This window comes from Klenkia sp. PcliD-1-E, from assembly GCF_024124375.1.
Classification (GTDB): Bacteria; Actinomycetota; Actinomycetes; order Mycobacteriales; family Geodermatophilaceae; genus Klenkia.
Genome location: NZ_JAMXRZ010000041.1, coordinates 1 through 20,383 on the forward strand (window position 1 = coordinate 1; position 20,383 = coordinate 20,383).

Sequence of the window (20,383 nt, forward strand, 5' to 3'; positions counted from 1 at the left end):
GGCCGGGTCGGTCGCCGCGGCGCTGGCCGCCGGCGAGGTCGAGCTGCGCTACAGCGTCACCGGCCGCGACGGCCAGGAGCGCGCCCTGCACGGCGAACCGGTCTGGGCCCACCCGTCCGGGGCGCTGCTGCCCACCGCCGAGCTGTGGGCCGCCGCCGGCCGGCAGGGCTGCGACGCCCAGCTGCAGACCTGGGTGCTCGCCGAGGCCACCCGGCACGCGGCCGGCCTGCCCGCCATCGCCCTGCTGGCGCTGGACCTGCCCGCCGGGCACGTGCAGGCCACCCGGCTGGTGGACGACGTCCGCACCGCGCTGGAGGCCTCGGGCCTGCCGGCCGAGCGGCTGTCGCTGGCCTTCACCGAGGAGGCCCTGCTCACCTCCACCGCCGACCTGGTCCCCGCCCTGCACGAGCTGCGCGGCGACGGCGTCCGGCTGTGCCTGGACGACTTCGGCATGGGCCAGACGCTCTACGCGCACCTCTCGCGGGTGCCGCTGACCAGCGTCCGGATCGACGTCTCCGCGCTCGGCGCCCGGGACGACGAGGACCTGCTGCGGCGGGTGCGGGCCATCGCCGCCAGCGCGGCGACGTTCGGGCTGCGGACGGTCGCGCACGGCATCGGCCCCGGCCCGCTGCTGGACGCCGTCCTGGAGTGCGGGGTGTCCATGGTGCGCACCCGCGCGGACCTGCAGCAGGTGCCCTTCGCCCGGGTGCAGGAGGAACTCGCTGCGGGCCCGGCGGGCACACGGATACTGGCCGGGTGAGCCTGACCTTCCTCGGACACTCCACCGTCCGGGTCGAACTGGCGGGCCGCACCGTGCTCACCGACCCGCTGCTCACCGGCCGGGTCGGTCCGCTGCGCCGCGTCGTGCCCCCGCTGCCGGCGTCCGCGTGGGCCGGGGTCGACCTGGTGCTGCTCAGCCACCTGCACGGCGACCACACGCACCTGCCCTCGCTGCGTCGCCTGGGCCGCGGTACCCGGGTCGTCGTCCCTCCCGGCGGTGGCGAGTGGCTGCGCGGCCACGGGTTCACCCGCGTCGAGGAGCTCGCTCCCGGGGAGACCCTGACCGACGGCGGGCTGACCGTCACCGGCGTCCAAGCCGTGCACAGCGGCCACCGGTGGGGCCCGCGCTCCACCCGCGGGCCGGACGCCGTCGCCATGGGCCACCTGCTGCGCGGCGACGGGCGCACCGTCTACGCCGCCGGCGACACCGACGTGTTCCCCACGATGACCGACCTCGCGCCGCTGGACGTCGCGCTGCTGCCCGTGTGGGGCTGGGGCATGACGCTGGGCCCGGGCCACATGGACCCCGCCGGCGCCGCGCTGGCCTGCTCGCTGCTGCGCCCGGACGTCGCCGTCCCCGTGCACTGGGGCACCCTGGCCCTGCCCGGCCTGGCCGGCACCCGCCGGATGCGCTCGCTGCTGGTCGACCCGCCCCGCCGGTTCGCCGCCGACGTCGCCGCGGCCGGCCTGCCCACCCGGGTGCTGGTCACCGAGCCCGGTCGGGAGGTGGAGCTGTGAGCGAGCTCGCGAGCGAACCCATGGGCACAGCAGCTCCGCGAACGCGGCCGACGAGCGCCGGCGAGGAGGACTCGTGAGCGTGCAGGTGCTCGCGTCGGGGTGGACCGACGGCAGCTCGCTGGGCTACCCGGTGCTGTTCGGCGGCGTCCTGCTGGGCTCGATCGCACCGGTCGTGCCCACCGGGCCGCTCCTCTCGGTGGCCGCGGCGGTGGCCATGACCACCGACCGGCTGGAGATCGCCGTCGTCCTGCTGCTGGCCACCCTCGCCGCGTTCATCGGCGACGTCGTCACCTTCTCCATCGCCCGCTTCGGCGGGCCGGCCGCGGTGCGCTGGGTCTCCCGCGGCCAGCACGCCGACCGGCTGGAGGAGGTGCGCCGCCAGTTCACCGCGCACGGCTGGCAGATCGTCGTCGTCGGCCGGCTGCTGCCCGCCGGCCGCATCCCGGTGCTGGTCGCCGCCGGCGCGCTGGCCTACCCCTGGCGGCGGCTGCTCCCCGCCTCGTTGGCCGCCGCCGCGCTGTGGGCGATCGCCTACGCCCTGCTCGGCGTGGTCAGCGGCGGCATCTTCGACAGCCCGCTGGTCGCCACCCTGGTCGCCACCGGTCTGGTGCTCGTCGTCGGGCTGGTGTCCAACCTGGTGGCGTCCCGGCGCCGCCGTCGCCGCGAGCACTCGTCGTGACCCCGCCGCCGCACGTGCCGCCGGGCCGGGTGCTCACCGGCGGCCGGTTGGTCGCCCGGGTGCTGCTGGTCTGGGCGCTGACCACCGGCGCGCTGCTGCTGCTGGACCGCTGGCTGACCGGGTTCGCGATGACCGGCTGGTGGCAGCCGCCGGTGGCCGCGCTGCTGCTGGGCGTGCTGGCCGGCGTCGTCTGGCCGCTGCTCATGCGGATCGCGCTGCCCATCGCCTTCTTCACCCTGGGCCTGGGCGGGTTCCTCGTGCTCGGCGCCGGGGTGCTGGGCATCTTCATCGCCATCCCCGGGGTCGTGGTCACCTCGTTCGCGACCTCGGTCGTCGTCGCGGTCTCCATGGCCGGGGTGGCCGCGCTGATCAGCAGCGTGCTGGCCATCGACGAGGACGAGGTCTTCTTCCGGCGCGCCCGCCGCAGGCGCACCGAGGGCGAGTCCAGCCCGGTGCCCGGCGTGCTGTTCCTGCAGGTCGACGGGCTGGGTCACGCCACCGCGCAGCGCGCCGTCCGCGACGGCACCATGCCGACGCTGGCCGCGTGGCTGCGCGAGGGCAGCCACCGGCTGACCTCGTGGCACACCGACTGGAGCTCGCAGACCGGCGCCAGCGTCTGCGGCATCCTGCACGGTTCCAACTTCGACGTCGTCGGGTTCCGCTGGTACGAGAAGGACCGGGACAGGGTGGTGTCGGTCTCCCACCCCGAGGACGCCGCCCTGGTCGAGGCCCGGCACTCCGACGGCGGCGGGCTGCTGGCCCCCGACGGCGCCGGCCGCGGCAACCTGTTCACCGGCGACGCCCGGTACGTCTCGCTGACCATGAGCTCGCTGGCCCTCGTCGTCCCCAAGGGTTCCCGGCGCACGCGGCGCGGCCGGGACCGGGTGGGGGCCGGCTACTACGCCTACTTCGCCAACCCGGTGAACGCGCTGCGCACCCTGGCCGTGTCGCTGGTCGACGTCGTCCGGGAGCTGGTGGCCGCCGGCAAGCAGCGGCGGGCCGACGTCCGGCCCCGGATCGACCGCGGTGGCCTCTACCCGCTGGCCCGCCCCGGGACGACGGTCATCGCCCGCGACGTCGTCGTCGCCGCGCTCATCGAGGACATGCTCGCCGGCCGGCCGGTCGCCTACGCCGACTTCCTGGGCTACGACGAGGTCGCGCACCACTCCGGCATCGAGCGGTTCGACACCCTGCAGGTGCTGCGCTCCATCGACCAGCAGATCGGCCGGCTGTGGCGGGCCACCCAGCTCGCGCCCCGGCCCTACCACCTGGTCTGCCTGTCCGACCACGGCCAGACCCAGGGCGAGGCGTTCGCGAACCGGTTCGGCGAGACCATCGAGGAGCTGGTCGGGCGGCTGTGCTCCCCCTCCTCCTCCTCGGCGTGGATCAGCTCCCCTGATCACCGTGCATCCTCCCTCGGCAACGTCGCCCCAGGAGGACGCACACTGCCCCAGGAGGACGGCGACCGGCAGCCCGCGCGGCAGCGGCAGAAGGCCACCGAGGGCTGGCAGGTCGGCGCCGCGCTCGCCGAGGCCGCCAGCGGGCCGGGCCTGGTCGCCCGCCGGCTGCGCGAGCGGGTGGAGCGCGCGGGCTCGGCCGACCACACGCCCCGCGACACCACCGGCACACCGGGCAAGGTCGCCCGCGTCGCCCCCGGCGTGGTGTGCCTGGTCAGCGGCCACACCGCGATGGTGTCCTTCACCGACCTGGCCGGGCGGGTGCCGATCGAGGAGATCGAGCGCCGCTGGCCCGCGCTGCTGCCCACCCTCGTCGACCACCCCGGGGTGGGCTTCCTGCTGGTGCACTCCACCGAGTTCGGCCCGGTGGTGCTCGGCCGCGACGGGCTGCACCGGCTGGACTCCGGCGTCGTCGTCGGGGAGGACCCGCTGGCGCCCTACGGCGAGCACGCCGCCCGGCTGGTCGCCCGCACCTCCACCTTCCCGCACTGCGCCGACGTCATGATCAACAGCCGGTTCGACCCGACGACGGAGGAGGCCTCCGCCTTCGAGCCGCACGTGGGCTCGCACGGCGGTCTCGGCGGGCCGCAGCAGCGCGGGTTCCTGCTGCACCCCGCCGGGTTCGCCGACCCCGGGGAGGTCGTGGGCGCCGAGCAGCTGCACCAGGTGCTGCGCGGCTGGCTCACCGACCTCGGCCACCCCGACCCCCGGGCCTCAAGCACCCCGGCCGCGGAGCCGATCACCACCGGGTGACCCTGCTCGAGCAGCCCGCGACCGCGCCCCCGTGCGCCGGTTCGCTGGCGGCTGCCCTGCTGGTCGCGGGTCGACCGGCCGCGGTGCTGGTCCTCGCCGTGGACGGGCCGGCCGACACCGCCGTCCTGCACTCGGCGCTGCGCCGGGAGTCCCGCGCCGAGGACTGGGTGGGCACCGACGGCGCGGACGTCGTCCTGGTGCTGACCGTGCTGCCCGCCGACCTGGACGCCGTGGCCGACCGGCTGCTGGCCGTGGCCGAGCGGGTCAGCGGCCGGCCCGCCGCGGGCGGGCTGACCGTGGCCGCGCTCGACCGAACCCCCGGCGAGCTGCTCGACCGCGCCCGGGTGGGCCTGCAGGTGGCCTGGGTCTGCGGCGGCGGACGGGTCGTCCGCCACCCCTGATACGCAGACGGCCCCGCCCTCCGGTGGAGGACGGGGCCGCGACGCTGGGTCCGGACTACTTAGCGCGGGCGAAGGAGCTCACGCACTGGCCCTGGTTGCGGAACACCGGCTTCGTGCTGGTCGCCCAGCCGCCGTTCTTGCACTGGGCCGCGCTGGTCAGGACGACGTCCTGCCGGAAGGTGTACTGGGTGTCGGCGAAGGTGATCGAGTCGATCGTCCAGTCGCCCCGCACCCCGCTGCCGAGCGAGAACCCGAAGGCGAGGACCTGTGCGTCCGGGAACGCCGCGCGCCACTCGTCGAGAGTGCCGTGGTTGGCGCTACCGGAGCCGGCAGTGTGGCTGGGGGCGGCGTCCTTCACGAACTGCTTCGAACCGTTGCTCGCCCACCAGTCATTGCCGTAGGACGCAGGTTCGCCGACCAGGATCCCGTCGGAGGTGCCGTCCCCGTCGAAGTCGACGACGAGTTGGAACCCGGGTCGGATGGTCCCGTCACCGTTGCTGGTCAGAGCCAGCGATGGCTCGCCGGCGGCGGCGAGGGGGGTGCTGGTGGCGACGTACTCGGCCACCTTGTCCGTGGTGGTGGAGCCCTCGGTGTAGACCCGCAGACCGCTGCCCACCACCTCGTAGTGGCCGGTGGCCCGGGTGTCCGACAGCACCGGGACGAAATCGTCGGGCACGGTGATGGCGGCGGCCGCGGGCGCGGCCTGGGCGGGCGCGGCCAGGCCGGCGACCACGCCGACCGAGAGAAGGGCAGCAGCGAGCAGTCGTCGTCTCAAGGTATTTCTCCCCCGTGATGGGCCCCCCGCCACCGGTGCCGGGGTGGACGACGGGAGATTAACGGCACACCGCAGTCCGCAGGAAGCACCCGGCGTACCGCGTCTGCCGTGTCGCGAGCACGGCCTGTTCCGTTCCTGTGAAGATCGCGTGAACCCGGTCGGTCCGGCGCGACACCGGCCTGGGCGGTGGCTGAGAGTGGCGCCCATGCGACCCGACGCCCGCGCCTGGTTCGAGCACCGCACCACGTCGGCCACCTCGGTGGCCGAGATCGACACCGACGCCCTGCTGGCCGCCAAACGCGCCGGCGGGCACCGGGTCAGCGTCGTGCTGCCCGCCCGGAACGAGGCCGCCACCGTCGGGGGGCTGGTCGCCGACCTGGTCGCCCGCTGGGTGGACGCCGTCCCGCTGGTCGACGAGCTGGTCGTCATGGACTCCGACTCCACCGACGACACCGCCGCCGTCGCCCGGGCCGCCGGGGCCACCGTGGTGGCCACCGCCGACGTCCTGCCCGGGCACGGCTCGCGCCCCGGCAAGGGCGAGGCCCTGTGGAAGTCGCTGGCCGCCACCACCGGCGACCTGGTCGTGTTCATGGACTCCGACCTGCTCAACGACACCGCGCACTACGTCCCGGGCCTGCTCACCCCGCTGCTCACCGAGCCCCGGGTCTCCTACGTCAAGGGCTGCTACACCCGCCCGCTCGCCGTGGACGGCCAGGTCCGCCCGGCCGGCGGGGGCCGGGTCACCGAGCTGACCGCCCGCCCGCTGCTCAACGCCCTGTGGCCCGAGCTGGCCGGCTTCGTGCAGCCCCTGGGCGGGGAGTACGCCGGACGCCGCTCGGCGCTGGAGCAGGTGCCCTTCGTCTCCGGCTACGGCGTGGAGGTCGGCCTGCTCGTCGACCTGCTGCAGGTGTGCGGGCTGGCGGGTCTGGCCCAGGTCGACCTCGGCACCCGCGTGCACTCCCACCAGACCGACGAGGCACTGGGCGTGATGGCCGGGCAGATCGTGTCCACCGTCCTGTCCCGCGCCTCGCGCGGCAGCAGCGACCGGCACCGCAAGGCACCCGCCGGCCTGCTCACCCAGTTCGCGCACGACGGCGAGGGCTTCGTGCCGGCCAGCGTGCCGGTGGCGGTGGACCAGCGCCCGCCGATGGTCGCCGTCCGCGACTACGTGGAGCGCGCCGCCTGACCCCTCCCGCTCCGCGTCGATCAGCGGGGTTGATCCAACTCCGTCCTGTTTCGCCAGATCTCGCGAGGGAGGACGGAGTTCGATCAACCACCCTGATCAACGCTGGCGGCCCAGGGGGGTGGTGTCCAGCGCGGCGGTGAGGCCGGCCGGGGTGTCGTACAGCTCGACGGCGCCCGCCGCCCGCAGCTCGTCGTCGCCGAAGCCGCCGGACCGGACGACGTAGGCCGGCATCCCCGCCCGCTTGGCCGCCTCGACGTCGTAGACCGAGTCGCCGACGACGACGGCCGGTGCGTCGTCGGGCTCGCCGAGCTTGGCCAGCGCCGTCCGCAGCAGGTCCGGGGCGGGCTTGGAGGACTCGACGTCGTCGCTGGTGGTCCACGCCTCGGCCAGCTCCCGGGCGTCGAGCAGGTCCAGGTAGTGGTCGACCTGGTCGGCCTTGCCTGAGCTGGCCAGCACCAGCCGGTGCCCGGCCTCCCGGACGGCGATGAGCAGGTCGCGGGCACCGGGCAGCGGGGACAGCTCGCCGAGCAGCGGCTGCACCTCCTGCTGCCACCGGTCCCGCACCTGGTCGCCCAGCCGCTCCTCCAGCTCCTCGCCCCCCACCGCGGCCACCAGCTGGTCACCGCCCATGCCGATCAGCCGGTGCAGCCGCCACACCGGCACGGTCTCGCCGAGGGACCGGAAGGCCCGGTACCAGGCCAGCGCGTGGTGGTAGTTGGAGTCGACGAGGGTGCCGTCCACGTCGAGGACGGCGATGCGGGGAGCCATGGCCACCACGTTCCCGGCCACCCCGGGGGCTCAACCCCCTGCCCCCAGCGCGTCGCCGGGGCGTGCGGCAGGATCGCCCGGGTGACCCCCGCCAGCCCCACCGACGGGACCTCCGCCCTCCCCGAGCCGCCGACCGTGGTGTCGCGCTGCCCGGGCTGCGGGGCCGTGCTCGCCGCCGTCCCCGGTCTGGAGGCCCGGCACGAGGGCGCCTCGCCCGGCTGCACCCGGCTGTTCGACGTCACCGTCCGGGGCCTGCGCGACGAGGCGCCCAGCGACGTGCGCACCGCCGGCCTGGTCGAGCTCGCGACCGCCGCCTACGACGCGCAGCACGGCGGCGGCCCCGATGCCGTGGCGCGGCTGCGCACCCAGCTCGGCGAGGGCGCCCGCCGTCCGGTGCTCGACGCCCCGCCGGCGCAGTGGCGCTCGACCGTCGCCGACGTCGCCGCCGACCTCGACGTCGTCGACCTGCCGGTGCTGCTGCGCTCGTGGGCGCAGGCGGTGTCGGCGGACTGGGCCGGCGACCCCGCCTGACACCCTCCCCGTGTGACCGCTCTCACTTTATGATCACGGGCCATGGGGGACGAGCCGGCCGACCGCCGGGCACGCAAGAAGGCCCGCACCCACGACGAGGTACGGGCCGTGGCCCAGCGGCTGTTCGCCGAGCGGGGCTTCGACGCGGTGACGGTCGCCGACGTCGCCGAGGTGGCCGACGTCGCCGTGCAGACGGTCTTCAACCACTTCCCCACCAAGGAGGACCTCTACTTCGCCGGGCGCTCACCCTGGGTCGACGGCCCCGCACATGCGGTCGCCGACCGGGCGCCCGGCACCGGCGCGGTGGGCACCGCGCACGCCTGGGTCGCCCACCACGTGCTCGCCGTCCCGCTGCTGCTGCGACGCCCGGCGCACCGGAACTTCCTGTCCACGGTGCAGGCCAGCCCCGCGCTCATGGTCCAGCTCCGCGAGCTCACCCGGCGCAGCGAGGAGCGGCTGGCCGCCGCGCTGCTCGCTGACTGGACGGCCACGGTCGGGCGGGTGGACGGCCTACGCCTCGTTGCCCGCCTGACCAGCGGCCTGCTGATCACCACGGGCCGGATTGCCCTCGTCGACCTGTGGGCCGACCTCGCCGACCTGCCGGTCGGCGACCCCCGCCTCCCCGCGGCCGTCGGCGACGCCCGCCGGCGCAGCCGCACCGCCCTCGACGCGGTGGGCGGCGGGTTCAGGCTCCTGGCCGACCGCGACGACGCATCGGCCGCGTTCCGCCTCGTCGCCGAGCTGGAACGCGGCCGCCAGCCGGACGCCCGGTTGGCCCGTCGGACCGTGATCAGGCCGCCGGTGCGGTGACCGCGGGCAGCAGCACCCGGTCCACCATCGCGGTCACCTCGTCGCCCGACAGCGGCGAGGAGAAGGCGGTGTACCGCTCCCACCACAGGGCCTGCACCAGGGTGCGCAGCAGGGCCAGCCGCTCGGGGGCCACCGGCTCGCCACGCTCGCCCGACCGCCGTGCCAGCTCGTCCAGGACGGCGGCCAGCGGCTGCACCACCGCGGCGTCCAGCCCGGCCCGCAGCTCGTCGTCGTGGCGGGCCGCCCCCACCAGGCCGGCGGCGGCGCGCTCCTCGCGGGAGAGCTCCTGCGTCCACGGCTGCAGCAGTGCGACCAGGTCGCCCCGCAGCGATCCGGTGTCCTCGGGGCAGGCGACCAGCTCGAAGCCGCCGACGGCGTGCCGCACCAGGGCCGACATCGTGGGCCAGCGGCGGTAGATGCCTGCCTTCCCGGCCCGCGCCCGGGCGGCGACCCGGTCGCTGTTGAGCCGGCCCCAGCCCTCGTCGGCCAGGATGTCCACCGCCACGGCCACCAACTGCTCGGAAAGCTCCGGGCTGAGCGGGCGGCCGGGGGAACGGTGCGCGGCCCGCGCGGGCAGGTCGGTGTTCGTCACGAGGTCCATCGTGCACGACTCAGTGGAGTCACCACAACGACCGACACCGTCCAGCGTCCACGCGTCACACGTAACACGGTAAGCCTTCACGGGCCGTGAACGGCCGCATCGTCAGACGTGCCACGGGAAACGCGAGAAATCGGGCTTCCGCTTCTCCAGGAAGGAGTCCCGGCCCTCCACCGCCTCCTCCGCCATGTAGGCCAGCCGGGTGGTCTCCCCGGCGAACAGCTGCTGGCCGACCAGGCCGTCGTCGACGAGGTTGAAGGAGTACTTCAGCATCCGCTGCGCGGTGGGGCTCTTTGCCACGACCGCCCGGGCCCACTCCAGCGCCCGGGTCTCCAGCTCCGCGTGCGGCACGACCGCGTTGACCATCCCCATCCGGTGGGCGTCGGCGGCGGAGTACTCGCTGCCGAGGAAGAAGATCTCGCGGGCGAACTTCTGGCCCACCTGGCGCGCCAGGTAGGCCGAGCCGTAGCCGCCGTCGAAGCTGCCGACGTCGGCGTCGGTCTGCTTGAACCGGGCGTGCTCCTCGCTGGCCAGCGTCAGGTCGCTCACCACGTGCAGGCTGTGGCCACCGCCGGCCGCCCACCCCGGGACGACGCAGACCACGACCTTGGGCATGAACCGGATGAGCCGCTGCACCTCGAGGATGTGCAGTCGGCCGTTCACCCCCGCACCGGCCTCGTAGCCGTAGCGGCCGCGCACCCGCTGGTCGCCGCCGGAGCAGAACGCCCAGCCGCCGTCCCGCGGGCTGGGGCCGTTGCCGGTGAGCAGCACGCAGCCCACCGCGGTGTCCAGCCGGGCGTGCTCGAGCACCTGCAGCAGCTGGTCGACCGTCTGCGGCCGGAAGGCGTTGCGCACCTCGGGCCGGTCGAAGGCCACCCGCACGACCCCGCCCTCCACCGCGCGGTGGTAGGTGAGGTCGGTCAGCCCCTCGAAGCCGGGCACCTGCTCCCACACGGAGGGGTCGAAGATCTCCGAGACGCCGTCCAGTGCACTCACGGGCGGGACGCTACCCGCCGGTGATCGCGTCCTTGGCCCGGTGCCACAGGCCCTTCGCCGGCGCGCCCACCGCCTCGCGCAGCCCGTCGGCGATCACCAGCGGAACACTGGGATCGCCCTTCAGCTGCGACTTCGCGGTGTTCACCACCTGCTCCAGGGTCAGGTGCGGCGGGATCATCGGCACGTTCGCGTCGACGACGGCGTCCACCACGAACGGCCGGTCGGCGGCCAGCGCCTCCTCCCAGAGCCCGGCCACCTCACCGGGCTCGCTGACCCGCCGCCCGCCCAGGCCCAGCAGCCCGGCCCAGTCGGCGTAGGGGACGTCGGGCAGGTCCTGGCTCTCGGCGAACGGGACGTCGCCGACCATCGCCCGCATCTCCCAGGTCACGAACGACAGGTCCCGGTTGTTCAGCACCAGGACGACGAAGGTCGGGTCGGCCCAGGTGCGCCAGTAGCGGCTGACCGTGATCAGCTCGTTGACGCCGTTCATCTGCATGGCGCCGTCGCCGACCAGGGCGAAGACCGGCCGGTCGGGGTGGGCGGTCTTCGCCGCGATGGCGTAGGGCAGGGCGCCGCCCATCGACAGCAGGGTGCCGCTCAGGCTGGCCAGCATCCCCGGGCGCAGGTCGACGTCCCGGGCGAAGTGGCTGGTCGACGTCCCGCAGTCCACGGCCAGCATCGCGTCGTCGGGCAGCCGGTCGGACAGCTCCCGGACGACGAACTCCGGGTTCAGCTCGTGGGTCGTCGTGGCCACCCGGGCGGCCGACTGCTCGCGCCAGGCGTGCGTCCACCGACCGACCTGCTCGCGCCAGCTGCCGTCGCGGTCGCCGCGCAGCAGGGGCAGCAGCGCGGCCAGGGTCTCCCGCGCGTCGCCGACCAGGTTGACGTCGGTGTCGTAGCGCAGGCCGCAGTTCGCGCCGTCGATGTCGATCTGCACCGCCCGGGCCTGGCCGGGGGCGGGGTAGAAGTCGGAGTAGGGCATGGTCGAGCCCACGATCAGCAGGCCGTCGCACTCGCGCATGAGGTCCCAGCTGGCCCGGGTGCCGAGCAGCCCGATGGCGCCGGTGACCCAGGGCAGCCGGTCGTCGAGCACCGCCTTGCCCAGCAGCGCCTTGGCCACGCCGGCGTCCAGCCGGTCGGCGACGGCGGTGAGCTCGCTGGTCGCGCCCAGGCAGCCGGCGCCGGCCAGCACCGCCACCCGCTCGCAGCCGTCGAGCAGGGCGGCGGCCTCGCGCAGCGCCGCCGCCGGCGGCACGGTCGCGGTCGTGCTGGGGACGGCGCTGGTGTGCGCGTAGCCGTGCGCGTCCGGTGGCTCCACCACGGCGTCCTCGACCAGGACGTCGCTGGGCAGGACGACGGCGGTGACGGTGCGGTGGGCCAGCGCGGTCCGGGCCGCGCGGTCGACCACGTGCCGCACCTGGCTGGGCTCGCTCACCTGGGCGACGTAGGCGCCGGCGACGTCCTTGACCAGGTTGAGCAGGTCGACCTCCTGGTAGTAGCCGCTGCCCTGCGCGTTGCGCGCGGTGTGCCCGAGCAGGGCCACCACCGGCACGTGGTCGAGCTTGGCGTCGTAGAGGCCGTTGAGCGCGTGGACGGCGCCGGGACCGCTGGTCACCACCGCGCAGCCGATCGGCGACCCGCCGTACTTGACGTCCGCGCAGGCGGCGAAGGCGGCGGTCTCCTCGTGCCGGACCTGCACGAACTCCGCGTCGCCCGCGTCCACCGCCTTGCGGAGCGCGCTCATCACGCCGCCGATCCCGTCGCCGGGGTAGCCGTAGAAGCGCCGGACGCCCCACTCCCCCAGCCGTGCCACCACGTGCTCGCCGACCGTCGTCATGCGCCGCCCCTACCCGCTGGCGTCCCCGCCAGACGTGATCGGCGCGCCGGACCGCCGGGGAACCGGCACGCTGTGCCGGTGCGCGTGGGCTCGTTCAACATCGCCTCCGGCCGGGACGCCGGCGGCCGGTCCGTCGACGGCACCGCCCTCGCCGCCGCGCTGGCCGACGTCGACGTCGACGTGCTGGCGCTGCAGGAGGTCGACGTCGACCAGCCGCGCTCGCACGGGGTGCACCAGCCGGCGGTCGCCGCGCAGGCCCTGGGGGCGGTCGACTGGCGCTACGCCCCCACCCTGGCCGGGACCCCCGACCCGTTCGCGTCGTGGTCGCGGCTGGACCCGGTGCTCGACCAGGGCTCGCTGACCGGCCCGCACTACGGGATCGCGCTGGTGTCGCGGCGTCCGGTGCGCCGCTGGCACGTGCTGCACCTGGACCCGGGCCCGCTCAAGCTCCCGCTGGTGGCGCCCGACCCGCGGACCGGGGCGAGGAGGCTCTGGTGGTTCCCCGACGAGCCACGGGCCGCCGTGGCCGCGGAGCTCGACGGGCTGACCGTCGTCGGCACCCACCTGTCCTTCGCCGCGCCCACCGCCGCCCGGCAGCTGCGCGAGGTGCACCGGTGGGTGGCCGGCATGCCCGGCCCGGTCGTGGTCGCCGGCGACCTCAACCTGGGCGGCTCGCTGTCGGCGCTGGTCACCCGCGGGCGCCGGCTGGTCGCCGAGCGCACCTGGCCCGCCCCCGACCCCAGGGTGCAGTTCGACCACCTGCTGGCGCTGCACGGCACGCACGGCGCCGACCCCGAGGTGCGTCAGCTGGCGGTCGGCGACCACCGGATGGTGGCGGTCACGCTCTCCCCGTGACCGGCAACCGCCGGTCCAGCAGGCGGAACAGCGAGAGCAGGGCCACCGCGAGGACGGCGACGAACCCGGTGTTGCGCAGCGCCGCGGCGTAGCCGAGCTCGCCGACGTCCAGGAACGGGTAGGGGTACCAGCCGCTCACCGCGCCGTGGGCGAGGGTGTAGCCGATCCAGGCCAGCGGCCAGACCATCGCCCAGCCGACCGTGGCCCAGGTGACCCGAGGGCGGGGGCCGAACAGCAGCCAGCCGACCAGCGCCAGCGGCGGCGCGACGTAGTGCAGGCCGGCGTTGGTCACCGCGCCCAGCCCGGTCGGGTGCAGCATCGGCGCCAGGACGACGGCGTAGACCAGGCCGGTGACGACGATGCCCAGCAGCGCGGTCAGCCGCAGCGGCCGCCACCACCGCCCGTCGTGCTCCGGGTCGCGCACCAGCGGCAGCACCGAGAGCAGCACCAGCACGTTGCTCTGGATGGTGAAGTAGCTCCAGAACCGGATGACCCGGGTGCCGGTGCCCGGGTCCTCGGCCGGCACCAGGACGCTCGCCCCGGTCAGCGACCGCCCGAACTCCGTCAGCACCGACAGCACGACGACGGCGGCCAGCACGCCCCAGAACACCCGGGCGAGCCGGGACCGATCGGTCATGGCGGTGATGATGCCGCCCGGCACCGGCCCGCGTCGTCGATCCGGGGCGGTGTCAGCCGATGAGGGCACGCAGCGCCGGCAGGCTCGCGGCCAGCCCCGGGTGCAGCTGCACCCCCGGGTCGGCCAGCGGCAACCAGGCCACCTCGGTGCTCTCCCGGTTGAGCACCAGCTGCCCCGGCTCGAGCTCGCCGGTGGGCACCGCCAGCACCGTGGTGTAGCTCCAGCCGCCGTGGTCGTCGACCGACTGCGCGCCCAGGGTGAGCTGGCCGGGCTGCAGCCCGAGCTCCTCGCGGGCCTCGCGCAGCGCGCCGTCGGCCGGGGTCTCGCCCAGGTCCAGCGCACCGCCGGGGGTGCCCCAGGTGCCGCCGTGGTGGCTCCACTCCACCCGGTGCTGCAACAGCGCCTCGGTGCCCGCCGTCCCGGCGCGGTGCACCAGCAGCCCCGCGGCACCCACCAGGCCCCAGTGCCGGTGGCCCAGCGCGCAGGTGGTCCACCCGTCGGTCGGTGAGGTGTGCGGCACGGCCCCATCCTCCCCGCCGCACCCTCGCCGCGCCCGGCCCCGCCCTGGGGGTGGCCGCACATCTCCGACGGTCTGCGCACCGTGCCACGTCCGGCCACCGCCAGGGATGTCGGGCCACCTCGGTACCGGATGGGCCGTAGCAGCTCGTGGGCGCAGGCGTCCACAACCGTCGCCCCTGTCCACAGATGCCGACTGAGCGAGCCACGGCGCACCGCCGCAGGTCAGGGTGCCGGCATGTCCCTGGTCCTCCCGCTGGTCACCCGCGAGACCGCACGCCGCCGTCTCGGCCTGATGACCCGTAGCCACCTCCTGGCCCACGGGGTCACCGACCGGGAGATCGCCGCGGCCGTCCGGCGGGGCGAGCTGCGACGGGTGCGGGCCGGCGCCTACGTGCGCGCCGCGGACTGGGCGGAGGTCGAGCGCACCCGACGGCTGCCCGGTCTCCACGCCCTCGCGGTCGCCGAGGCCGTGGCGCCGGCGGGCACGCCCTTCGGCTTCGACACGGCAGCCTGGGTCTGGGCCCTCCCCCGCCCGGCCAGGCGCGCCGGTACCCCTGACCCGGTCCACCTGGTCGACCCCGCGTCCCGGGGCGGTCGCCGCGGCGACTGGGTGGTGCACCGGTCCTCCCTCCCGCCGGAGGAGGTCACCCGGCGCGGCGCCTACCCGGTCACGACGGCGGCGCGCACGGTCGTGGACGTCGCCCGCTCCTGGAGCGAGGTGGACGCGGTCGCGGCCGCCGACGCCGCGCTCCTGAGGGGGCTGACCACGCGGGAGGAGCTGCTGGAGGTGCTGGCCCGGCACAGCACGGTCGCCGGGACGCCCGCCGTCCGTCGGGTGCTGCAGCTGGCGGACGGCCGCGCGGAGAGCTGGCTGGAGACCTGCGGGCGGCTGGCCTTCGCGGCCGGGGGTCTGCCGCCGTTCGTCCCGCAGGTGGAGCTGTGGCTGGACGGCGAGCTGCTGAAGGTGGTGGACGGCTGGTACGCGCAGGCCGCCCTGGCGATCGAGTTCGACGGGCAGTCGAAGTACGTGCTGGCCACCCCGGCCGACCTCCGCGAGGAGAAGCGCGTCGAGGACCTGCTGCGGTCGGTCGGCATCCGGTTCGTGCGGGTCACCTACGAGATGCTGACCCGCGGGTGGGCCCAGCTGAAGGCACGCATCCTGCGGGAGCTCGCGGTCGGCGGGCCCACCACCCGGGTCTTCGGCGAGCAGCCCCGTGAGGTGGGCAAGGTGCGCGGCGGGGTCCGGGCGGAGGACGGCTGGCTCTGGCGGGCGATGGACAACGTCGGCGGTGCGGCCCCGTGACGCCGGGCAGGTCGCCCAGCTCGGGTCGGCAGCCCAGTTCGGGTCGGCAGCCCAGTTCGGGTCGGCAGCCCAGCTCGGGTCGGTCGCCCAGCTCGGGGTGGCCGCACATCCTCGACGGTGTGCGCACGGGGCAACGGGCGGCCACCGCCAGAGACGTCGGGCCACCCCGGCCAGCAGGGCCCCGCCCGGATGGGCCCCGGCGCAGGGGGGGTCAGCGCAGGGGGCGGCGGCGGGAGGTGATGACGCCGGTGTCGAAGCCGGCCAGGTGCAGGCCGCCGTGGAAGCGGGCGTGCTCGATCTTCAGGCAGCGGTCCATCACCACGTCCAGGCCGGCGGCCTCCCCGCGGGCGGCCAGGGCGTCGTCGGAGAGGCCCAGCTGCAGCCAGAAGGTGTGCGCGCCCACCGCGATGGTCTCCTCCAGCACCCCGGCCAGGTCCGCCGGCCGGCGGAAGACGTCCACGAGGTCGGGGACGCCGGGGCACTCGGCCAGCGAGGGGTACACCGGCCGGCCCAGGATCTCGGTGACCCGCGGGTTGACGAACCAGACCTCGTAGTCGGTGCTGGCCAGCAGGTAGGTGGCCACGAAGTAGGAGGCCCGGGACGGGTTGTCCGAGGCGCCCACCACCGCGACGGTGCGGGTGCGGTCGAGGATCTCCTGCCGCTGACCCGCCGTGGGCCCGCTCACTTGGTCGCCGCCGTCAGCGCCTGGTCCAGGTCCCACAGGATGTCCTCGACGTCCTCCAGGCCCACCGAGATGCGCACCAGGTCCGCCGACACCCCGCCGGTCTCCAGCTGCTCGGCCGACAGCTGGCCGTGCGTGGTGGAACCGGGGTGGATGACCAGGGTGCGGGCGTCGCCGATGTTGGCCAGGTGGCTGCACAGCTGCACCGCCTCGATGAACCGGCGTCCGCCCTCGCGGCCGCCGACCACGCCGAAGCTGAACACCGCACCCGGGCCCTCCGGCAGGTACCGCTGCGCGAGCTCGTACGAGGGGTGCGAGGGCAGGCCGGAGTACCGCACCCAGGCGACCCGGTCGTCGGCCTCCAGCCACTCGGCCACCCGCCGGGCGTTGGCCACGTGCTCGCGCATCCGCTGCGGCAGCGTCTCCACGCCCTGCAGCAGCAGGAAGGCGCTGTGCGGGGACAGCGAGGCCCCGATGTCGCGCAGCTGCTCGCTGCGCAGCTTGGTCAGGAATCCGTACTCGGCGAAGTTGCCCCACCAGGACAGGCCGCCGTAGGACGGCGTGGGCTCGGTCATCTGCGGGAACCGGCCGTTGGCCCACGGGAAGGTGCCGGCGTCGACGACCACGCCGCCGATCGTCGTCCCGTGGCCGCCGATGAACTTGGTGGCCGAGTGGATCACGATGTCCGCGCCGTGCTCGATCGGCCGGCACAGGTAGGGCGTGGCGGTGGTCGCGTCGACCACCAGCGGGATGCCGGCGGCGTGCGCGACGTCGGCCAGGCCCCGGACGTCGCTGACCTCGCTGCCCGGGTTGGCCACCACCTCGGCGAACAGCAGCTTGGTGCGGTCGGTGATCGCCGCGGCGTAGTCGGCCGGGTCGGTGCCGCGGACGAACGTCGTCGACACCCCGAACCGGCGCAGCGTCACGTCGAGCTGGGTGATGGTGCCGCCGTAGAGGTTCGCCGACGCGACGACCTCGTCCCCGGCCCCGGCGAGCGAGGCGAAGGTGAGGAACTCCGCCGACTGCCCGGACGACGTCGCCACCGCGCCGAGGCCACCCTCCAGCGAGGCCATCCGCTCCTCGAAGGCGGCCACCGTCGGGTTGCCGATCCGGCTGTAGACGTTGCCGTACTTCTGCAGCGCGAACAGCGCCGCGGCGTCGTCCGGGCTCTCGAAGACGTAGCTGGTGGTCTGGAAGATCGGCACCGCGCGGGCGCCGGTGACCGGGTCGGGCTGCCCCCCGGCGTGCAGGGCGCGGGTGCGGAAACCCCAGCTTCGGTCGGCCATGGCACCCAGTGAACCCGACCCGTCGGACCCCGGCAGACTCGGCGCGGTGACCACCACCGTGCAGCTGCGCCGCTACTCCGTCGAGCCCGGCCGGATGGCCGACTTCGTCGCCTGGTTCCCCTCGATCCTCCCCGTCCGGGAGCAGTACGGGTTCCGGGTGCTGGAGGCGTGGGTCGACGAGGCCAACGACGCCTTCGTGTGGTCGGTCGCCCTGGACGGCGACGAGGACCGCTTCCGCGAGGTCGAGTCCGTCTACAACGCCTCACCGGAGCGGGCCGCGGCGTTCGAGACCTTCCCCCGGGTGGTCACCGGCCAGCTCAACTCCTTCGTGCGCCCGGCCCGCTGACCCTGCCGCTGGCCGGACCGGGCGCCGTCCCCGGGAGTGGCAAGGTAACGACACCCACCCGTCCGGGTGGGCGCCACCGGACCGGGCTCAACCTCGGGTCCCCCTGCGACGAAGGGACGACGTGGACCCCGGCCGACTGCGACCACCCGACGGGTCGCCGCGCGCCGTCGTGGAGGCGGCGGTCGGCGACCTCGAGGTGCTGTCCCGTCCCGACGCCGACCTGGACGGCGTCCGGGACGCCGCCGAGCGGGCCGCCACCGCGGCCCGCGCGCTCGACCTCACCGAGCTCGCCCTGCGCGCGGACCTCGTCGCCGCCGACGTCGGCCGCCGCCGCGGCGACCTGGCCGATGCCGGGTCCACCGCCCAGGCCGTGCTGCGGTGGGCCACCGAGCACCGGTCCCGGTTCCTGCAGGCCCGCACGCACCACCTGCTGGCCGCGGTCTTCCAGGAGCTGGGCGACCTGTCGGTGGCGCTGGAGCACGCGGTGCACTCCGTCGACCTGCTCGACGACGACGTCCCCGTGGCCGTGCGCATCGACCACCGCAAGCGGCTGGCCGACTGCCTCGGCCTGCAGGGCGACGCCGGTGCGCAGGACCGCTACGCCGAGGTCCTGGTGCTCGCCGAGCAGCTCGGCGACGTGGCCCGGCTGTCCCAGATCCTCAACAACAGCGCCTACACCGCCTCGCTGGCGGGGCGGCACACCACGGCGCTGGCCGCCGTCCTCCGGCTGCAGGCGATGGAGTCCGACCACGGCGTCGAGACCGACCTCGCCACCCGCGACACCATCGGCCGGGTCTACCTGGGTCTGGGCCGCCTCGAGGAGGCCGAGCAGGCGCTGCGGCCCGGGGCCGGGTCGACGCTGCGCTCGCCCTCGGCCGAGGCGGGCGCCGACGCGGACTTCCTGCTCACCCTCGCGGAGGTGCAACGGGCACGGGGCCGGCTGGGTGACGCCCGGGCGGCGCTGGAGGAGTGCGTGCGGCGCTGCGAGCGGCACGGCCTGACCGCCGTCCGCATCCGGGCCCGCCGCGAGCAGGCCGCGCTGCACGCCGACGCCGGTGACTTCGAGGCCGCCTACGCCGAGCACGTGCGGTACGCCGACGAGGCCCTGGCCCTGCAGTCCGAGCAGCGCGAGGCCCGCGCCCGCACCCTGCAGGCCATGTACGAGGCCACCGAGGCCCGCCAGCAGAGCCGCCGCTACCGCGAGCTGTCCCTGCGCGACGCCCTCACCGGCCTGTACAACCGCCGGCACCTGGACGAGCAGCTCCCCGCGTTGCTGGCCGCGGCCGCCGGGCGCCGCCCGGTGTCGGTCGGCCTGGTCGACCTCGACCACTTCAAGCGGATCAACGACACCTGCTCCCACGAGGTCGGCGACGAGGTGCTGCGCCAGGTCGCCCGGGTGCTGGAGGCCGTCGCCGCCACCGTCGGCGACGAGGCCTTCGCCGCGCGGATGGGCGGCGAGGAGTTCCTGCTGGTCATGCCCGGCACCGAGATCGGCCGGGCGACCGCGGTGCTCGAGCAGCTGCGGCACGGCATCGCGCACACGCAGTGGGGCCACCTGGTCGGCGCGCTGCCGGTCACGGTGAGCATCGGTGCCGCGGGCAGCCCCGACCCGCTGCCGCTGGACACCCCCGAGCTGCTCGGCCGCGCCGACGCGCGGCTCTACGAGGCCAAGCGCACCGGCCGGGACCGGGTGGTCGGCCCGCGCGACGCGCTCACTCCCCGAGCGACCGGCTGATCCCCCGCGCGGCGGCCATCACGCCGTTGACGTAGGGCCGGACGACGCCCGCCGAGTCCCCGCGCACCACGATCGACAGGGCCGCCACCACCGCGCCCCCCTGCCGCACCGGCGCGGCGACCGACACCGCGTCGTCGGTGACCTGCCGGTCGCTGACCGCGTGCCCGGTGCGGCGGACCTCGGCCAGCAGCCGGCGCAGCCGGACCGGGTCGGTCACCGTGTGCGGGGTGTGCCGCTCCAGCGGGCCGGCCAGCACGGCGTCCTGCACCTCGGTGGGGGCGTGCGCCAGCAGCACCAGGCCCACCCCGGTCGGGGGCAGGGCGAACCGGCCGCCGACCTGGGTGAGCACGGTGACCGCCCCGCGCGCGGCGAACCGCTCCACGAACAGCACCTGGTGGCCCTCGCGGACGGCCAGCTGCACGTTCTCGTGGGTGACCTCGTACAGGTCCTCCATGAACGGCAGGGCCGCCTCCCGCAGACCCAGCCCGCGGGGGGCGAGCGCGCCCAGCTCCCAGATCCGCAGGCCGACGCGGTAGCCGCCGTCCTCGTCGCGCTCCAGCCCGCCCCAGGACGACAGCTCACCGACCAGCCGGTGCGCCGTCGGCAGCGGGACGCCGACGGCGCGGGCGATCTCGGACAGGGTCAGCCGCGGCCGCTCCCGGGTGAAGGCGTCGAGGACGGCGAGCAGCTTGGTGTTCGCCGTCCGCACGC

Annotated in this window: 22 protein-coding genes; 12 read left to right on the top strand and 10 right to left on the bottom strand. The window is 75.4% G+C overall.

What is annotated here, in order from left to right; translation table 11 throughout:
• From NH342_RS10170 to NH342_RS10190, 5 genes are all read left to right on the top strand, one after another.
• Window positions 1-760 (top strand): EAL domain-containing protein (locus tag NH342_RS10170; protein WP_253014382.1); only part of this gene is annotated, 760 nt, incomplete at its 5' end.
• Complete coding sequence (locus NH342_RS10175) at window positions 757-1,518, top strand: MBL fold metallo-hydrolase (protein ID WP_253014384.1); 762 nt, start codon at window positions 757-759, stop codon at window positions 1,516-1,518. The genes NH342_RS10170 and NH342_RS10175, both read left to right, overlap by 4 nt.
• A gap of 73 nt (window positions 1,519-1,591) precedes the next feature.
• Window positions 1,592-2,197: a DedA family protein gene (locus NH342_RS10180; RefSeq protein WP_253014386.1), complete on the top strand. Its 606-nt coding sequence runs from the start codon at window positions 1,592-1,594 to the stop codon at window positions 2,195-2,197.
• Window positions 2,194-4,407, top strand: a complete 2,214-nt coding sequence (locus NH342_RS10185; RefSeq protein ID WP_253014388.1) for a phage holin family protein — start codon at window positions 2,194-2,196, stop codon at window positions 4,405-4,407. The genes NH342_RS10180 and NH342_RS10185 overlap by 4 nt, the downstream gene beginning before the upstream one ends.
• A complete protein-coding gene (locus NH342_RS10190; protein WP_253014389.1) occupies window positions 4,404-4,808 on the top strand; it encodes a hypothetical protein in 405 nt (134 codons plus the stop codon). The genes NH342_RS10185 and NH342_RS10190 overlap by 4 nt, the downstream gene beginning before the upstream one ends.
• Before the next feature lie 55 nt (window positions 4,809-4,863).
• Here the strand turns inward: NH342_RS10190 and NH342_RS10195 are convergent, their stop codons facing one another.
• Window positions 4,864-5,583, bottom strand: a complete 720-nt coding sequence (locus NH342_RS10195) for a hypothetical protein (RefSeq protein WP_253014391.1) — start codon at window positions 5,581-5,583, stop codon at window positions 4,864-4,866.
• A 205-nt stretch (window positions 5,584-5,788) separates the two neighbouring features.
• Between NH342_RS10195 and NH342_RS10200 the strand changes: the two genes are divergently transcribed.
• Window positions 5,789-6,769, top strand: coding sequence for a glucosyl-3-phosphoglycerate synthase (locus tag NH342_RS10200; RefSeq protein WP_253014393.1), 981 nt, complete (start codon window positions 5,789-5,791; stop codon window positions 6,767-6,769).
• Window positions 6,770-6,865: 96 nt separating this feature from the next.
• Here the strand turns inward: NH342_RS10200 and NH342_RS10205 are convergent, their stop codons facing one another.
• A complete protein-coding gene (locus NH342_RS10205; protein ID WP_253014395.1) occupies window positions 6,866-7,537 on the bottom strand; it encodes an HAD family hydrolase in 672 nt (223 codons plus the stop codon).
• 81 nt (window positions 7,538-7,618) lie between these two features.
• Here NH342_RS10205 and NH342_RS10210 point away from each other — a divergent pair, with 81 nt between their 5' ends.
• A complete protein-coding gene (locus NH342_RS10210; RefSeq protein WP_253014397.1) occupies window positions 7,619-8,068 on the top strand; it encodes a DUF5946 family protein in 450 nt (149 codons plus the stop codon).
• Window positions 8,069-8,110: 42 nt separating this feature from the next.
• On the top strand, window positions 8,111-8,878 hold the full coding sequence (locus NH342_RS10215) for a TetR/AcrR family transcriptional regulator (RefSeq protein ID WP_253014399.1): 768 nt from the start codon (window positions 8,111-8,113) through the stop codon (window positions 8,876-8,878).
• Here the strand turns inward: NH342_RS10215 and NH342_RS10220 are convergent.
• The 3 genes from NH342_RS10220 to NH342_RS10230 form a co-directional block, all read right to left on the bottom strand.
• Window positions 8,859-9,470 (bottom strand): TetR-like C-terminal domain-containing protein, encoded by a 612-nt coding sequence (locus NH342_RS10220; protein ID WP_253014401.1) that lies wholly within the window; start codon window positions 9,468-9,470, stop codon window positions 8,859-8,861. The genes NH342_RS10215 and NH342_RS10220 overlap by 20 nt on opposite strands.
• Window positions 9,471-9,581: 111 nt before the next feature.
• Entirely contained in the window at window positions 9,582-10,472 is an 891-nt protein-coding gene (locus tag NH342_RS10225) for a 1,4-dihydroxy-2-naphthoyl-CoA synthase (RefSeq protein ID WP_253014403.1), read from the bottom strand.
• A 10-nt stretch (window positions 10,473-10,482) separates the two neighbouring features.
• Window positions 10,483-12,309, bottom strand: coding sequence for a thiamine pyrophosphate-requiring protein (locus NH342_RS10230; protein WP_253014405.1), 1,827 nt, complete (start codon window positions 12,307-12,309; stop codon window positions 10,483-10,485).
• Window positions 12,310-12,387: 78 nt separating this feature from the next.
• On the opposite strand from NH342_RS10230, the gene NH342_RS10235 reads away from it, so the two are divergent.
• Window positions 12,388-13,164, top strand: a complete 777-nt coding sequence (locus NH342_RS10235; RefSeq protein WP_253014407.1) for an endonuclease/exonuclease/phosphatase family protein — start codon at window positions 12,388-12,390, stop codon at window positions 13,162-13,164.
• On the opposite strand, the gene NH342_RS10240 is transcribed toward NH342_RS10235, so the two are convergent.
• Window positions 13,148-13,801, bottom strand: coding sequence for a Pr6Pr family membrane protein (locus tag NH342_RS10240; protein WP_253014409.1), 654 nt, complete (start codon window positions 13,799-13,801; stop codon window positions 13,148-13,150). The genes NH342_RS10235 and NH342_RS10240 overlap by 17 nt on opposite strands.
• Before the next feature lie 52 nt (window positions 13,802-13,853).
• The gene (locus NH342_RS10245; RefSeq protein WP_253014411.1) at window positions 13,854-14,321 is read right to left on the bottom strand and encodes an NUDIX domain-containing protein; all 468 of its coding nucleotides are present in this window, start codon (window positions 14,319-14,321) and stop codon (window positions 13,854-13,856) included.
• A 234-nt stretch (window positions 14,322-14,555) separates the two neighbouring features.
• On the opposite strand from NH342_RS10245, the gene NH342_RS10250 reads away from it, so the two are divergent.
• Entirely contained in the window at window positions 14,556-15,623 is a 1,068-nt protein-coding gene (locus NH342_RS10250) for a type IV toxin-antitoxin system AbiEi family antitoxin domain-containing protein (protein ID WP_253014413.1), read from the top strand.
• Window positions 15,624-15,834: 211 nt separating this feature from the next.
• On the opposite strand, the gene NH342_RS10255 is transcribed toward NH342_RS10250, so the two are convergent.
• On the bottom strand, window positions 15,835-16,308 hold the full coding sequence (locus tag NH342_RS10255) for a CoA-binding protein (RefSeq protein ID WP_253014415.1): 474 nt from the start codon (window positions 16,306-16,308) through the stop codon (window positions 15,835-15,837).
• Window positions 16,305-17,591, bottom strand: coding sequence for an O-acetylhomoserine aminocarboxypropyltransferase/cysteine synthase family protein (locus tag NH342_RS10260; protein WP_253014417.1), 1,287 nt, complete (start codon window positions 17,589-17,591; stop codon window positions 16,305-16,307). The genes NH342_RS10255 and NH342_RS10260 overlap by 4 nt, the downstream gene beginning before the upstream one ends.
• A 46-nt stretch (window positions 17,592-17,637) precedes the next feature.
• On the opposite strand from NH342_RS10260, the gene NH342_RS10265 reads away from it, so the two are divergent.
• Window positions 17,638-17,937 carry a hypothetical protein gene (locus NH342_RS10265; protein WP_253014419.1) on the top strand — a complete coding sequence of 100 codons (300 nt, stop codon included), beginning with the start codon at window positions 17,638-17,640 and terminating at the stop codon, window positions 17,935-17,937.
• A 121-nt stretch (window positions 17,938-18,058) separates the two neighbouring features.
• The gene (locus NH342_RS10270) at window positions 18,059-19,672 is read left to right on the top strand and encodes a diguanylate cyclase (protein WP_253014421.1); all 1,614 of its coding nucleotides are present in this window, start codon (window positions 18,059-18,061) and stop codon (window positions 19,670-19,672) included.
• Here NH342_RS10270 and NH342_RS10275 read toward each other — a convergent pair.
• Window positions 19,650-20,381, bottom strand: coding sequence for an IclR family transcriptional regulator (locus tag NH342_RS10275; RefSeq protein ID WP_253014423.1), 732 nt, complete (start codon window positions 20,379-20,381; stop codon window positions 19,650-19,652). The genes NH342_RS10270 and NH342_RS10275 overlap by 23 nt on opposite strands.
• Between the last annotated feature and the right edge of the window lie 2 nt (window positions 20,382-20,383).

Excerpts from the sequence above, each read along its gene's own strand:
- NH342_RS10200 (WP_253014393.1), top strand. The coding sequence starts at position 5,789 with ATGCGACCCGACGCCCGCGCCTGGTTCGAGCACCGCACCACGTCGGCC.
- NH342_RS10205 (WP_253014395.1), bottom strand. The coding sequence starts at position 7,537 with ATGGCTCCCCGCATCGCCGTCCTCGACGTGGACGGCACCCTCGTCGAC.
- NH342_RS10215 (WP_253014399.1), top strand. The coding sequence starts at position 8,111 with ATGGGGGACGAGCCGGCCGACCGCCGGGCACGCAAGAAGGCCCGCACC.
- NH342_RS10230 (WP_253014405.1), bottom strand. The coding sequence starts at position 12,309 with ATGACGACGGTCGGCGAGCACGTGGTGGCACGGCTGGGGGAGTGGGGC.
- NH342_RS10240 (WP_253014409.1), bottom strand. The coding sequence starts at position 13,801 with ATGACCGATCGGTCCCGGCTCGCCCGGGTGTTCTGGGGCGTGCTGGCC.
- NH342_RS10250 (WP_253014413.1), top strand. The coding sequence starts at position 14,556 with ATGTCCCTGGTCCTCCCGCTGGTCACCCGCGAGACCGCACGCCGCCGT.
- NH342_RS10260 (WP_253014417.1), bottom strand. The coding sequence starts at position 17,591 with ATGGCCGACCGAAGCTGGGGTTTCCGCACCCGCGCCCTGCACGCCGGG.